Here is a 15,992-nt window from a genome sequence, read left to right as displayed (position 1 = left end):
ATGAAACATTATTCTTTAATTTCCAACAGCATTAAATGTGCACTACTAACCGCTGCTGCAACAGCGAGTAGCACAGTATTAGCTCAAGATGAGCAAGTAGCAAAAAAAATAGAACGCGTTGAAGTAACAGGCTCACGCATATTACGTGAAGGCGCAATTGCACCGGCACCCGTAACCGTAATCAGTGGCGATCAACTTGTAAATAGTGGCGCTGTTAATATTGGTGAAGCATTAAATAACCTTCCTGCACTGGGTAGCACTTATTCAATGGCTAACTCTGGTCGTTTTATAGGTACTGCAGGTTTAAACATCCTTGATTTACGTAATATGGGAACAGACCGCACACTTGTACTTGTAAACGGTAAACGTCACGTATCAAGCTCTGCGGGCTCTCAATCAGTTGACACTAATACAATTCCAAGCGTATGGATTGAACGTGTTGAAATTATTACTGGTGGCGCCTCTGCTGTATATGGTGCTGACGCCGTAACGGGTGTAGTTAACTTTATTTTAAAAGATAATATTGAAGGTTTAGATGTAAGCCTAACCCGTGGCTTTGCCGACCTAAATAGCTATAACAACAAAAAAGCGACTTTTTCATACGGTTCAAACTTTAATGATGATCGTGGTAATGCAGCTTTTGCAGTAGAGTATTCTTCACAAGAGTCGTTAAATGCTTTAGACCACCCTTGGACTAGCACATCGTTCAGAAGCCTACGTAATCAGGCGCAAACCGATGAAAACAAAGACAGCGCAGACTTTCCAGACAAAATACTAACACCTAACGCTGGTTACTACGCGATCAACAACGCAGGTGTTTATGCATTAGAAAATGGTTACACAAATAGCTTCAACCCAGATAGTACCGCTCGCGACTTATACATTGGTGACAATGTTGACGGCCTTTCATGTGCTAACTGTGACTTTTTTAACCTAGGTCAGTTTGAAGAAATTCAACCTGAGTTTGAACGTTACAACGTAAACTTTAAAGTTAACTACGATGTGACTGATGATTTAAATGCTTACTTCGACGCTAAATATGTAAATAGCCAAGGCGAAAGCATAGGCCAACCTGCGTTTTTCTTTTTTGACAGCGACAACAGCATTAAGCTAGATAACCCATACCTAGACCCAAGCATTAAAGCGCGTATGGAAGAAGAAGGTGTTGAGTCAATCATGGTTAACCGCATGATGACTGACTTAGGCCGCCGCGTTGAAAACAACACCCGTGAAACAACCCGTTTTGTTACAGGCTTACAAGGCACTGTATTTGAAGATTGGGAACTAGATACATCAATCGTATACGGTAAAACAGAATTAGAGCGCGAAAATGGCGCTAACATGATTTTAGCAAACTACTTTAATGCGCTTGATGCCGTTGAAGATGCAAATGGTAATATTGTGTGTCGTAGCGCAGAGGCGCAAGCTGATGGCTGTGTACCTGTTAATATTATGGGCTTTGGCGCACCAAGCCAACAAGCCATTGATTACATAAACACAGTGTCTATTGGCGACTCCACCATTGAGCAAACTGTTGTATCAGCTTCGCTTGCAAACGGCGCTATTTTTGAGCTACCAGCCGGTTATGTAGGTATTGCTTTTGGCGCAGAGTATCGTAAAGAAGAAAGCGAAACGAACGAGCCAGATAACGCAGAAGGTACATTTTTTAACGCACTAGGCGAAGATAAAGGCTCGTTTAACGTGCGTGAAGTGTTTTTTGAAGCTTCAATGCCTATCTTAACTGATTTACCGCTTATTCAAGACTTAGTGTTTGATACCGCGGTACGCCATGCCGATTACAGTACTATTGGCGAAGCAACTAGCTGGAAACTAGGCCTTGATTGGACAGTAAACGACGAGCTACGCGTGCGTGTAACGCAATCTGCTGCCCTTAGAGCGCCTAATATTGGTGAAGTTTTTGGCGCACCTAGCCAAACTTTCTACAGTGTTGACGATCCATGTCGTGCTGAAAACCTAAATGACTTGTCAAACAGCACGACCCGCCGCGCTAACTGTGCCGCATTAGGTGTAGCAAATGATTTTAACTCAGACTACGATTCAGCGTCTTTAAATGGCTTAACAAGCGGTAACCGTGACGTAAAAGGTGAAGAGTCAACAAGTACAACGGTAGGTATTGTTTACCAACCAGAGTTTATTGACAACGCAGTATTAACTATCGATTACTGGGAAATTGAACTTGAAGATGCCATTGATACAATCAGCGCGCAAGATATTCTTGACCGCTGTGTAGACAGCACAACTGGCATCAACAACCAGTACTGTAATTTAATTACGCGCGATGCAAACAGCGAAATTTCGTTAATCCAAAACTCTGTATTAAACGTGGCGGGTCAAAAAGCATCAGGTGTTGATTTCGAACTAGGCTACGATTTTGAAGCCCTAGAAGGTAGCTTTAAAACACGTTTAATTGGTACTTTCTTAATTGAACGAAAAGACTACCCTTTCCAAGATGATCCAAGCAACTTTATTGAAGCAGCAGGTACTTCTGGCGAAGCTAAATGGCAAGCAAATCTATCTGTAAGCTACTCAATTGACCGCTTTTTCAGCACTGTTGAAACACGCTTTATTGACGAAGTAGACCTTTATACAAATGTTGAACTTGCTCAAAACTCAAACCCTAATAGCAACATGAGCTACGGTAAATACTTTATTACCGATATGACTGTAGGTTACAACTTCGATAGCGGTGTTGGCGTTAAAGTAGGTGTAGATAACCTATTTAACCGTGAACTACCATACGGTACACGCGGTACAGGCGCCGGTAGCGCAAGCTACGATAACATTGGCCGCTTTGGTTATGTAAGCTTTTCTTACAAGCTTTAATTTAAAGTGAATAATAGGCCAGGCAACGCTTGCCCGGCCTATTTGTTATTTTATATTACTTAGCCAAACACATTGATACGGTTCAAGTTCAATCGTTAACTGCCCTTCCTCTATTGTTTTTCCTGACACTAAGTCAAACCACTGCTGAGTATTAATTAAATTTAAGTCAGCTAATAAAAGTGTTTGCGGTTTATCGCTAATATTAAATACACAAAAAATACTTTGTCTGCGGTCTATACTCTGGCGCCAAAAGCCAAATAATCCACCAGAAAGATGTAACGTAAACTGAGTGGCATTAGGATGGAATGCACGTTGTTTTTTGCGCACACCTAATAAGTTTTTAATTGAAGTGAACACTTTGTGATGATGGCTGTATTTTTCGCCAATTGCGGCTAACAGTTTTGATTCTTGCCAACGATGGCGATTAATTGCCCTGTTGTGTTGCGAGTTTTCAAAACGTTCATAATCGTTGGTTGTGGCAAGTAAACTATGAATATATAAGCCAGGTATCCCCTCAAGCGCGAACATAATGGCATGCGCGCACATAAAACGCTCAAAGCCAAATTTGTCAGGCCCATTATGTGTTCCTTGCATTGCATCAAATAACGCAATATTTAACTCATATGGTGTATGGGTGCCATCGTTACTGGTTCGCATTGAAACGCGACCACCAAATTGCATGGTTGTACTGACCAGCGACGCCACTTCAGTTGGCTGCAATAATCCCTCAATTGGACGAAGCCCTATACCATCATGAGACGCAATAAAATTAAAGTATGCGGTACCGTTTTGCGCAGGTGGCATGCTCATCATCCAATGCTTGAGTGCCGAACTATCACCACTTAATAAGGTATGCAGTAGTAACGGAGGTAAAGCAAAGTTATAAATAGCATGCGCTTCATTGGCATTACCAAAATACGACAGGTTTTCTTGGTTTGGTATATTTGTCTCAGTGATGATCACCACACTTGGCTCAACATGCTCAATAAGTGTGCGCATTAGCCTAACGGCTTCGTGGGTTTGTGGCAGGTTAATACAACTTGTATTAAGTTGTTTCCACAAAAACGCCACTGCATCGAGCCTAAAAAGCCTCACACCGTTATCTAAATAATGACGAATAATGCCTACAAACTCTTTCAAAACTTCCGGGTTTGCAAAATCAAAGTCAACTTGATCATGGCTAAACGTACACCATACATGCTTTTCACCACTGGGAGTTGTTACTGTATTGAGTAAAGACGATGTGCGCGGACGCACAACTTGGCTTAAATCATCGCTTAAGCTTGCAGTTTTAAAGTAATCTTTGCCGGGGTGTAAATCATTTAAAAAATTTTCAAACCAAACACTTCGGCTAGAGCAATGGTTAATAACTAAGTCAGCCATTAGCTTTACATCTTTAGCAATGCGTTTTATGTCTTCCCAATCACCTAACGACTCGTTGACTTGCACGTAGTTCATCACCGCAAACCCCTCGTCAGAGCTATACGGGTAAAAAGGTAAAATATGCAGGGCGTTAATTTGCATATCGCACTGCTCTTTTATAAATCGATGCAAGGTTTTTAGTGGTGCTTCGATTGGGTTTGCTACCGCAAACTCAGTGTCGTCGTGCTTTATAATCGAATCACCATAAGCAATCAGTACAATGTCTTGCTCATCCCATCGGTTAGTGTGTGGAGTTGGGTCGCGAAGTGGACTGTCACCTAAAATAATTTTAATGAGTTGCTGTGCAAACTCTGCTATCGATATAGGCAGCTCAACATCTTGGTAAATAATGTGTAGGTGCTGCTCTACTCGCTGTAAAAATAATTCATTCACTGTACTCACACGCGACTCCTTTAACCGTTTTTATATTTATTTTTTTAACTTAACTGTATTCTTCGTTATCGAGCTCTACCGCCTCTTTTAAACGTTCAAATACATCAGGCATAGCCGATACCACCCGGTTCCAACTTGGCACAAATGGCGCTTCCATTGGGTTATCTAAAAAGTGTTGGCCTGCTTCCATAATGTTTTGTGCAAACATTTCTACGGCTTTTTCTTCTTGGTGAACATCCAGTGTTAGTCCGTTCATTAATGCATCATTGTGGTAGGTTTCAATAAAATCTAAGCCAATTCGGTAGTACGTTGCTTTTAATGAACGAATAGTTTCGCTAGTAAATGTCACCCCTTGGGTAGCGAGTTTTCTAAATAATGCCTTCGTAATATCAATCGACATTTTAGACAAACCGGCACTTTGATCGTCAAGCGACAACGCTTGATGTTTGTGATCGTAGTTATCGGCAATATCTACTTGGCATAAACGGTTATGCGAATAGTTTCGATACATTTCACTCAATACGCCTATTTCAAGCCCCCAGTCACTTGGAATACGAATATCGTTTAATACGTCGCGCCTAAACGAAAACTCACCCGCTAATGGGTACCTAAACGAATCCATATATTCAAGGTAGTCTGTATTACCTAAAATGGTTTTAAATGAGCGCAACAAAGGTGTGACTAATAAACGCGATACACGGCCATTAATTTTGCCGTTGGCTGTACGCGGGTAAAATCCTTTACAAAACTCGTAGTTAAAACGAGGGTGTGCAACCGGATAAATAAGACGTGCAAGTAAGCTTCTGTCATAGGTTAAAATATCGCAGTCATGAAGCGCTATAGACTCAACCTCGGCGGTTGCAAGCTTATAACCCATGCAATACCAAACGTTACGCCCTTTACCCAGCTCTCTTGGTGCAACGCCTAATTCTTGAAGCTCTTTATCAAGTGCTTGCAAACGTGGGCCGTCGTTCCACAACACTTTGTGATTTTGGTTTAACTCTTTAAAAAAACCAAGTGCATGGCGGTATTGCTGCTCATCGGCTCTATCTAAGCCAATTGTTATTTGCGACAAGTACGGCACTTCTCTTAACTCTTTTATTATATTTTGTAGTGCCGGACCTTCTAACTCGCTAAATAAAGAAGGGAGAATTAGCCCCATAGGGCGTTGTTTACTAAAGCTTATTAGCTCTTCTTCTAGTGCTTCAATCGGTCTATCTGCAATATTATGTAAAGTCGTGATAATGCCATTTTGATAAAAATCAGCCATGTGATTTTTGCTCCTCAATAGTATTTAAAATGCTGCTAATGCTTGGCAATGTTGTTATTTCTTCAACCCAGCCCTGCGGCGCGGGCGATTGAGAATAACGTGCCTTGTTATGCGATAATTTAACCGGCTTTTTACTGCTTGGGTTATTGATGATGATGGCGATATCAGCGTGTTCTAACATCTGCTTATCGTTGTCGCTATCACCTAGGGCTATTACTGTGAGAGGCTTTCTAAAATGTTGAGTAAATTGTTTAACTAACCACTGCTGCGCAGCGCTTTTATCTGTATTTTTAGCAATATGAATAAATCGGCCACCTATCTTTATTTCGTAGCCAAGTGCTGTTACGTCATTTACAAAGGTATCGAGTAATTCGTCACTGCCATACCAGTACAAAGGATCGGAGTAATCGCGTGTTTGAGCGCGCTTAGCTTGCGCATTATTTAATCCGGTAAGCTCGCTTATTTGCTCGCTACTTAACTCACTAAATAATTTATAGTGTGCTTTGTATTGTGCATCTAATGAGTCTAAATCACTTAACAAGCTTGATAGCGGAGACGCTAAGGCATAACACCAATAACCTGCTACTTCTTTACAGCCTATTGGCTTAAGCTCAAAGTAATTTTGCGGTATAAATACTGCTGCGCCATTTTCAACAATAAAAGGTTGCTGAATGTTTAACTCGTTTTTTATTTCAATCACTTCGCAAAATGTTTTGCTGGTATTAAATACCACAGGAATGTGTGCGCTTTGTAACTGCTGAAGTAGCTCACTTACATTGCTTGTGTTGTAATCTGTATGGTCGAGTAAAGTACCGTCTAAGTCAGTAAAAATAATAGGCTTTAAGGTATCATCACTTGTTAAGTGCATGCTTACTATGTCTCGATTGCTATCAAGCTCAATGAGTGCGTTTGCTTTGCGACTCAATGTATTTAAGTTTTCGCGGGTTATACGCTCAAAATGAGAAATAAAATAAACTAACTGCTCGTCTGTCATCGTGCCTGTACCAACACCACTTTTAGCTATTAGCTTTTGTTCTTGCTCTTTTCGCCACGTAAAAACATCTGAAAAGCTAGGCGCTTTAAGCATAACTTTGTAATCTATTTTATTAAAAATAGATTTATATTCGTTTGCTAAGCAGCTATTTATACAACGACGCCACACACCTTCTTTATCATTTAATTGTTCTAATTCATTCAGTGGCTCGCTTAGTGAAAATAGCGGCTGTGGCTCGCTTCCTACACACCACCCTTCTAAAAACACAATATCAACAGGCGCTACATTTTTAACCCAATCTTGCTCTGCAACGCAGTCGTCTTGGTGTTTGTTAAAACGTGGTAATGCTATGCCCACCTCACCGGCTAATAACTGAGTAATTGTTTTATTCATCAGGTCGGTATCGTGTGTACCGGGTACGCCACGTGTTACAAATAAAGGATGTACGTCTTGAGCTAGTTGCTTACGGCTTTCTTTACCTAGATAAAAATCGTCGATTGATAAAGCGACCGTATTTAACGACGTATTGTTGCTAAACCACGTGACTAAAAAGTCTGCAAGGGTTGTTTTGCCGGAGCCTTGGCAACCATTAATGCCAACAAAAAGAGGAGTTGATGATTTTTTTGATTCGAGAATGTCATGCGCAAGAGGTACAAAGTACTGCTCACTCAAATATTGATACTTTAAAGGCAGTTGATGCTTTGCTAAAAACGGGGTTATATCCACAATATTGGCCTCTGACATAGTAACTCCTTAAATACATAGTGTTCAGAGTACTAAATGCAGGGACTAGACCAACATTATTTTTATAACCTTTTTAATAGGTTATAAAAAAGGCGCGTTTAAAACGCGCCAAATTGGTGCAAATATTTTAACTAATGTTCAAAGTTAAGCAGCGGGTTGCTCTACTTTGGGGAGTACTAAATTAAGCACTATACCTAAAACGGCACACAAGCTAACGCCCTCTAAACTAAATTGACTGCTGCCTATGTACATTCCGCCAATGCCACACACTAAAATAAGGGCAACAATACTTAAGTTACGGGGCGCTGTTAAATCATCACCCGACTTAACCAACGTATTGAGTCCAACGACCGCAATCGAACCAAATAATAAAATCATAATACCGCCCATCACAGGCACCGGTATGGTTTGTAACCCAGCCCCCATTTTTGCAATAAATGCCAGAGCAATAGCAATAATAGCGGTCCACATCATTACTTTTGGATTAAAGTTTTTAGTTAGCATTACCGCGCCAGTCACCTCTGAGTACGTGGTGTTTGGCGGGCCTCCAAATAACGATGCTGCAGACGTTGCTAATCCATCACCAAACAAAGTACGGTGCAGACCTGGCTTTTTTAAAAAGTCTTTTTTAGTCACTTGGCTTATAGCCATCATATCGCCTATATGCTCAATAGCTGGCGCAATGGCCACAGGCACCATAAACAAAATAGCCTGCCATTTAAACTCTGGCAGTGTAAAGTTTGGAATAGCAAACCAATGTGCATTACTTACCGCATCAAACTGTACTACCCCCAACGCAAGCGATAAACCATAGCCCGATATTACGCCTGCCAATATAGGAATTAACTTAAATACTCCTTTACCCCACACGGCAAAAATAAGCGTTACCACAAGTGAAAACATGGAAATTAAAATAGCACTGTTGTAATCAATAAGCTGAACGCTGCCATCACCTGTTTTACCCATTGCCATATTAACTGCAACAGGCGCAAGCGCTAAACCTATCACCATAATAACGGGGCCAACAACAACCGGTGGTAAAATTTTATGAAGAGTCGCCACACCTTTAAATTTAACTAACAAACCTAACAACATATAAGCAACACCAGCGGCCATTAATCCGCCCATCGTAGCGGGTACGCCCCACATTTGTACACCTGCAATAATGGGAGCTATAAACGCAAACGAAGAGGCTAAAAATATTGGTACCTGCCCTTTAGTCACTAATTGAAATAGTAATGTGCCAACACCTGCAGTAAATAGCGCCACACTAGGATCGAGTCCCGTTAATAACGGCACCAGTACCAATGCACCAAATGCAACAAATAGCATTTGTGCGCCGGTTAAAATTGTTTTAATTGAAAACGTTGCGTTACTTTTCACTACACACTCCTAAATTTAAACATTGCTTTTTGCAGTTATAAAGTAATAAACAAACACGAAAAAGGCCTTCCTCAGAAAGCCTCTTTAATGATTGCGTTGCCCATAACGCGAAACACAATTAACGCTAATTAATGACGACTACACCGTACCAAATATTTTATCACCCGCATCACCTAAACCAGGCACTATATATCCTTTCTCGTTTAAGTGGCTATCTACCGCTGCGGTAAATATTTCTACATCAGGGTGAGCTGCTAACGTTTTTTCTACCCCTTCAGGGGCTGCAACTAACACTATAACTTTGATTTCTTTACAGCCCGCTTTTTTTAACATGTCTATTGTGGCAATCATCGAGCCACCTGTTGCAAGCATCGGGTCGATAACCAAGCTAAGACGTTGTTCAATGTTACCAACCAACTTCTCAAAATAAGGAATTGGCTCAAGCGTTTCTTCGTTGCGTTGAAGGCCAACTACACTCACTTTAGCCGCAGGCAACAACTGCATAACACCATCCATCATACCTAAACCTGCACGTAAGATAGGCACCACTGTAATTTTTTTGCCTTTAATATGCTGTACGTTAAGTTTGTTACCGTCCCAACTAGTTATTTCATTGTCTTCAAGGGGAATATTTTTCGTTGCTTCGTACGTTAATAATGTGCCAACTTCTGAGCACAGCTCACGAAAGCTTTTAGTGCTAATGCCGAAAGCGCGCATTAAACCTAATTTATGTTGAACAAGTGGATGAGTAATAACGTGAATAGCCATGATGAAAACCTACTTAGACAATAATTAGCGATATTTTATATTAAAAATGATCATTTGACCTGTAGTTTTAAACCAATTCTCATACATTGTGCGCAAATATATGTGTTTGTTTGATATTTATGCACAACACAATTGTAAAAGTTCAGCTGTTGGTTTCAAACCAACTAACAACTTGGTCATGCATATAACTATTTATTTTGTAATGCTCTGGGCTCCAGCCGGCTAAAAAGCGATAAAAATCAGCCCAAGCAGCAGGCCACAACGCTTTCCATTCCTTTGTTACCGCTTGAGCAGGTATATTAGGCTGATACTGAGTTAGCGCATGTTCTAACTCATAAAAATAATAGGTAAGTTCGCTTGTTGCATGAGCATGTAATTCTTCACAGCTATAGCAGCTCGTCATAAAATACATAACATCGACTATACCAACGCCAGCGCCTGTGTACTGAAAGTCGTAACCACGTATCTCATTATTTGAATTAACGGCAAAATTGGCCACTTTAGCATCGCCATGTAGTAACGTTTTATACTTAGGGTGTTCTAGCTGATAAGCTATTTTTTTAGCTGCCGCTTTTATATCAAACTGATTATTAGGGTTTGATACAAGCGCGTTAAATTCATCTGGCCGGGTATTTAAATGCCAATAACACCCTTGCTCCCACAAATCATCATGTTGCTTATTTAAATTAAACGCATGAAAGTGAGCAAGCCACTTTAATATTGGCTTTATATGCAACGTGCTGGCTTGCGTAAACCCAAACTGAGTAAAATTTTTAAATACCAGCACATACTCATCGCCACAATTAATAGCACTCACACATTCAATACTGTTTGCTGTTTTAGGTAAATGCTGGCTGTAATGCTTATAAAAGTTATATTCAACATTATAAGACTGCCGCTTTCTTTTTAATGCAAATTCGCTTTGCTTAATTTTTGGATGGTTTATGTGACTGGGTATTCTAATCGCCTTTATAACACAAGGCACATTATCAAGCCTGCACTCAATAATACTGCCACACCCGCTCCAAAGCGAGGTAAGTGTTGCACCTATTTCAATATGTTTAAAGTGAGGCTGTAATAAGGAAAGGTAAAATGCCATAGCTGTATTAAGTAATTAATTTTTTTGTAGTTTAGCATTAGACGGTATTATTAGTGAAAGTACTTAATTAAACCCAATGCTTTAACAAGCCCACAGCTTTTATTTTTAAATAGCACCCATTTTTAATTTTTTAGTTGTACTTCTCGCTGTCGCATATACATGGCATCTATAATTGAATAAAGTGCTTTAACATCAATGGTGCTTCCTTGAGATTTAATGCCCCCATCTTTTCCTATTAAAGTAACGGTATTGTTTTTTAGTTGATATTGCTGCCTAACATTTAACATGAACGACTCGGATAACCGACCAGAGTAGTTAGTTAAAGCCTCACTTTCTTTCAAAATAAACCAAACTATGTGTCGCTCATTAATCCCTTCTGAACTGTTTTTCATAAGGCTTAATACGTGCTCAGTATCTGTAGGTTTATTTAATATAATCAGGCGATTTTCCCATCGTAAACTGGATAAGTCATTCAATGGAATACTTTCACTAGCATTCGAAAACACGCTGAATACGAGTAAAGGAAGGTATTTGAGATATTTCATAACATAGCCTAAAAATAGAGTTTATAAATAAAATACGTTCTATTTGGCTTTGCGGTTTTGCTTATTTTATTTTTTAGCGTTTATTGCTGTAGAGTATTTGTATGGGTATCGTTGTTGTTTTTGTTTTAACCCGCTTAAAGTGCAAAATTTATAATAAGTGTCTTGTTAATCTTTCCCATAGTCACTTGTTAGCTGCCGTAATTTAACCGCCATTTTTGGATATGTAAAACTAAATAGCAGACCAACCAAATTAAAATAATATCCCAAAAGTAAATTAAGAATACTAATGGGGCAAATATAAAACTTATAAATGACTCATATATAAATAATCGATTTCCAAAATCAACCCCCAAAATTAGACATTCCGAAGGGCCAGCAGGAGATAAGTCACACCCTGAAATATCTATTAACTCCATTACTATTAAATTACTAATAACGGGAGTGCCAAATATGATAACCATAAAAACGCCGAAGGAAATAAGGCAGAATTTGGAAACTTGTAAATTTAGACTCATAGTTCGAGATTTCATTGGCAGCTAACGCCCGCTTAAGCGGACAAAAATTGTTGGTTATAATGTGAAGCGAAGCGGAACCTAACCAACTGTTTTTGTTCATTTTAAAGCGCTTGTTAAATTGCGTAAAGCTACTACCTCAATAAGCTTGGGTAGATGTTTTGCAAACCTGAGTACGAAGTTTAAATGATCTTTGTATAAGCCTACTTTCTCCTTATAAAAACCACCTGCAATAATTGGCTTGCCCGAAGGTAACATCAATGAACCCATTGTCATTATTGATGCGTGGCTATAACCATTATAAAAATTTTTTGCTTGTTCGAGCCATTCATAGCCTTCAATTAAACCTAAAGTCTCAGCGTTTAATAAAACATTACCTATGGCTTTATGAGCTTTTGTATTTTTATTTCCTTGTAAATAAGACTTATAAAAATTTACAGGTTTTGCTTTTTTACTCTCACTAATTAATACATTATTCTCTGCACTAAGTAGTATTGCTAAACAAAGAGATTCATATGAAATTCTCATCGTATTACCTGAAGCATTAATATGACCTTCAATCAAAAGCCTTGTTGCCGTAACAAGAGACTCTATGGTCATAAAAGTGAATTCCTGAACCCATTTGTACTTCTGTTTTTCAGGCTCACTAAAGTAGTGCTCAAAGCATGACTCGCTTTGTTCGAGTAAATTTGTTATCTCAGTTATTTCTGAATCGAATGTTGAGCAGAACTCTGCTACTGAACGATCAGTTACTAAAATGTCGCGGATGGTCAAAACTCCATTAGCAATTTAACATGTTTATAGCGAGCTAATCGCGCGTATTTCTACCACAGCGTAGCTCGTTTTCTTATTGGTTTATTATTAACAAACTTGCCAACTAATTGCCAGTGTTATTAAAATTCACCCGCGCGCGTTTTCTTCTTAGTATAAAACGAGCGAATGGGTCGTTTTCTTGACTATGCGAGCGACGAAGCCATGGCTGTGCATATATACAGCGCTAATTTGACGAATTGAAAATAAAAACTTGCTCTGCGTATTTAAATTACATTGCGGACTATATTCTCACTCGACAGTATTCATTAAGAACTATTAATGCTTATTTGAGTTGGGTCCAAACTTTATTCACTTTCACAACAAACTCCATCCAAGCTCAATGGGAAATTCAGAAGTCGAAGCGTTTTTAGACCATATTCTATTAAAACGTAACATGTCAGCTAAAACACAAGCTGCTAATGGAGTTGTTAGCCCTTTTTCAAAATTATGAGCGTCTCTTATTAATCCTCTAGCGTTACATATTCGCTTTAAAACCAATATCGCTATCTATTGCTACTTTAAAAAACACATAAAAAAGCCCCGTTTGGTTTTAATCAAAAGGGGCTCCACACTAATTAGTGACTCAAGAATAAAAGCGCCGATTTTGCTGGCGCTTTGCATCATTGAATTAGCTTTGTAGCTTACTGGTTAACCACACTTTTAAGTGGGTTAACTGGTTGTGCGTTGTCATCTAATATGTTCATATCAAAATCGAACTCATCAACACGAATCGCTTTTTCACGTTTCTTGTTGTAATCAATTAACTGAGCAAACTCAGCATCTGTAATTACGTTTGCAGCAAGTGCGTTTTCAAGCGTAATGCTAAAACGAGCACCTGGCTTGATGGTTCTTGCACGTAATGCTTTTTTAACTTTTGCAAGTTCAGCTAGTGATGCAATTTTAGCTTTATAAGCTTGCTCGTTAATATGATGACCGTCGCCTTCAATAGGCTTAACTAAATGCGTTATTTGCGCTTTAAATGCTGTATCAAGCTGTGCTTGTTCAGCTAATTCGCGGATTAAATCATCGCTGATTTTTGGCATTTTAGTTGAGTAGTTCATTGTAACGAAACGAATAAACTTACGAGTACCACTTGCAGGGAAGTTATCTAAGAACTTGTGCAATGCTTCTTCTGCGCTTTGTAGTGCAAAACGAGTTGCATAATGGAAGTAAGGTGCTGCTTGCTCGCGCTCGCTGCTCGCCACTTTTTGCTCGTAGTATTTAATTGATGCCATAGCTGCATACAAGAAGCTCATTACATCGCCTAAACGTGCTGATAGCATTTCTGCTTGCTTTAATTTACCGCCAAGTACTAACAACGAGAAGTCAGCGTATACTGCAAGTTTTGCAGATAGTTTGTGTACTGCTTTTTCGTAGTCACGTACTTCTGGTAATGCTGAGCTTGCGCCAGCTGTAAATGGTAATACACCTAAACGGAATGCACGTAAGCTGTTTGCTGTACTGTAACCAATTGTTTTACGTAAAATACCGTTAAATTCTGCATCAGCGCCTTTGTCGTCGCTGTGGATTGATTCAACCATAGATTGTAAGTATGGGTGACAACGCATAACACCTTGACCAAATATCATCAGGTTACGAGTAAGGATGTTTGCACCTTCTACAGTAATTGCAATAGGTTGTGCAACGTAGCCACTTGCTAGTGTATTTTGTGGACCGTTTTGAATCGCTTTACCGGCTTGAATATCCATCGCCGAGTCTAATACGTCGCGACCAAGCTCAGTCATGTGGTATTTAGCAATTGCCGTTACTACCGACGGTTTTAAGCCCATGCCTAAACCTTCAGTTGTAAGTACACGCATTGCTTCTTGAAGGTATGTTTTACCCGCAATGTCAGCAAGCTTTTCTTGAATACCTTCAAACTGACCGATTGATAGACCAAACTGCTCTCGTACTGCTGCGTATTCAGATGCAGATTTAAGTGCAACTTGCGCTGTACTTACACCTAGCGCGGGTAGTGAAATACCACGGCCAGCACCTAAACAGCTAACCAGCATTTGCCAACCACGGCCGATGTTTTTCTGACCACCAATAACAAAATCCATTGGTACAAATACTTTGTTACCACGTGTAGTACCGTTGTAAAAACGGATACCCATTGGATCGTGGCGATTACCAAGTTCTACACCTGGGTGCTCTTTTGGAATTAAGGCACACGTGATACCTAGATTTTCTTTACCACCTAGTAAACCGTCTGGGTCAACTACTTTAAATGCTAAACCAAGAACAGTTGCGATTGGTGCAAGTGTGATATAACGCTTGTCCCATGTAATTTCTAGGCCAAGAACTTCTTCGCCGTTGTGCATGCCTTTGGTTACTTTACCAACGTCTGGAATGCCGCCTGCATCAGAACCCGCTTCAGGGCTTGTTAGGGCAAAACATGGGATGTCTGTGCCGTTTGCTAAGCGTGGTAAGTAATGCGCTTGTTGCTCTTGCGTACCGAAGTGAAGAAGTAGCTCACCCGGACCTAATGAGTTAGGTACCATTACTGTTACTGCTACTGCAGAACTTTTAGTCGCAATTGTGCCAACAATTGTTGAGTTTGCGTAAGGGCTAAACTCTAAACCGCCAAATGACTTAGGAATAATAAGCGAGAAGAAACGTTCTTTTTTCAAAAACTCTAAAATGTCATTCGGTAAGTGAATGCCATTTTGAATTACTGAATCGTCAATCATGCCTAGTAGCTCTTGTACAGGGCCGTCAAGGAATGCTTGTTCGTCAGCTGTTAGTGTAGCTGCTGGTACATCGCGTAATGCACTGAAATCAGGCTTACCTTGATAGATAGAACCTTCAAGCCAAACATCACCCGCGTCTAGCGCTTCTTGCTCAGTGATAGAAATACTTGGTAAAACTTTTTTTAACTTTGTACGTAAACTCATGATTGAACTCATCCGACCAGATAAATAATACCTACATTACGTCATAAAAATCGCTTTAGATCAATTACTCTATTCAATTAATTAACAGTTTTTTCAATTTATTTTCTTTACTCGAACGTAAACTGTTGAAACACAAAGGCTTACACCTGTACGCTGAAAATGATAAATTTTTTAAGATTGATGGATAAAACGCCGTGCAAAGGCACCAAAAAGCAAATAATCTGCAAAGCGGGTAATGAATTAGGGTGTTTTTTTTAAATACAGACTGTTTTAATTTTTAAATTTAAGCCTGATTTATTGTATTGAAC

11 protein-coding genes are annotated in these 15,992 nt (G+C 39.6%); 2 read left to right on the top strand and 9 right to left on the bottom strand.

Annotation, left to right across the window (positions count from 1 at the left end):
* Positions 1 to 2,844: a TonB-dependent receptor domain-containing protein gene (locus tag CWB65_RS01170; protein WP_138739660.1), complete on the top strand. Its 2,844-nt coding sequence runs from the start codon at positions 1 to 3 to the stop codon at positions 2,842 to 2,844.
* A 45-nt stretch (positions 2,845 to 2,889) separates the two neighbouring features.
* Here the strand turns inward: CWB65_RS01170 and CWB65_RS01165 are convergent, their stop codons facing one another.
* The 8 genes from CWB65_RS01165 to CWB65_RS01130 form a co-directional block, all read right to left on the bottom strand.
* Complete coding sequence (locus CWB65_RS01165; RefSeq protein WP_010556278.1) at positions 2,890 to 4,668, bottom strand: sugar phosphorylase; 1,779 nt, start codon at positions 4,666 to 4,668, stop codon at positions 2,890 to 2,892.
* A gap of 40 nt (positions 4,669 to 4,708) precedes the next feature.
* On the bottom strand, positions 4,709 to 5,929 hold the full coding sequence (locus CWB65_RS01160) for a glycosyltransferase family protein (RefSeq protein WP_006791735.1): 1,221 nt from the start codon (positions 5,927 to 5,929) through the stop codon (positions 4,709 to 4,711).
* Positions 5,922 to 7,667: an HAD-IIB family hydrolase gene (locus tag CWB65_RS01155; RefSeq protein ID WP_138739659.1), complete on the bottom strand. Its 1,746-nt coding sequence runs from the start codon at positions 7,665 to 7,667 to the stop codon at positions 5,922 to 5,924. Before CWB65_RS01155 ends, CWB65_RS01160 begins: the two co-directional genes overlap by 8 nt.
* 144 nt (positions 7,668 to 7,811) lie before the next feature.
* The gene (locus CWB65_RS01150; protein WP_138739658.1) at positions 7,812 to 9,050 is read right to left on the bottom strand and encodes a uracil-xanthine permease family protein; all 1,239 of its coding nucleotides are present in this window, start codon (positions 9,048 to 9,050) and stop codon (positions 7,812 to 7,814) included.
* A 138-nt stretch (positions 9,051 to 9,188) separates the two neighbouring features.
* Positions 9,189 to 9,818 (bottom strand): uracil phosphoribosyltransferase, encoded by a 630-nt coding sequence (gene upp, locus CWB65_RS01145; RefSeq protein WP_006791732.1) that lies wholly within the window; start codon positions 9,816 to 9,818, stop codon positions 9,189 to 9,191.
* 142 nt (positions 9,819 to 9,960) lie between these two features.
* Positions 9,961 to 10,917 (bottom strand): protein kinase family protein, encoded by a 957-nt coding sequence (locus CWB65_RS01140; protein ID WP_138739657.1) that lies wholly within the window; start codon positions 10,915 to 10,917, stop codon positions 9,961 to 9,963.
* Between the two features lie 122 nt (positions 10,918 to 11,039).
* Complete coding sequence (locus CWB65_RS01135) at positions 11,040 to 11,462, bottom strand: DUF4174 domain-containing protein (protein WP_138739656.1); 423 nt, start codon at positions 11,460 to 11,462, stop codon at positions 11,040 to 11,042.
* A 611-nt stretch (positions 11,463 to 12,073) separates the two neighbouring features.
* A complete protein-coding gene (locus CWB65_RS01130; RefSeq protein ID WP_138739655.1) occupies positions 12,074 to 12,748 on the bottom strand; it encodes a hypothetical protein in 675 nt (224 codons plus the stop codon).
* Positions 12,749 to 13,127: 379 nt separating this feature from the next.
* On the opposite strand from CWB65_RS01130, the gene CWB65_RS19995 reads away from it, so the two are divergent.
* On the top strand, positions 13,128 to 13,238 hold the full coding sequence (locus CWB65_RS19995; protein ID WP_235591591.1) for a hypothetical protein: 111 nt from the start codon (positions 13,128 to 13,130) through the stop codon (positions 13,236 to 13,238).
* A gap of 190 nt (positions 13,239 to 13,428) precedes the next feature.
* Here the strand turns inward: CWB65_RS19995 and CWB65_RS01120 are convergent, their stop codons facing one another.
* The gene (locus tag CWB65_RS01120; protein WP_058429757.1) at positions 13,429 to 15,684 is read right to left on the bottom strand and encodes an acyl-CoA dehydrogenase; all 2,256 of its coding nucleotides are present in this window, start codon (positions 15,682 to 15,684) and stop codon (positions 13,429 to 13,431) included.
* Between the last annotated feature and the right edge of the window lie 308 nt (positions 15,685 to 15,992).

The sequence above is a fragment of the Pseudoalteromonas sp. S554 genome (assembly GCF_005930865.1).
GTDB lineage: Bacteria > Pseudomonadota > Gammaproteobacteria > Enterobacterales > Alteromonadaceae > Pseudoalteromonas > Pseudoalteromonas marina.
Note: the sequence above shows the minus strand (reverse complement) of the source record. Positions and strands in the feature narration are given on the sequence as shown.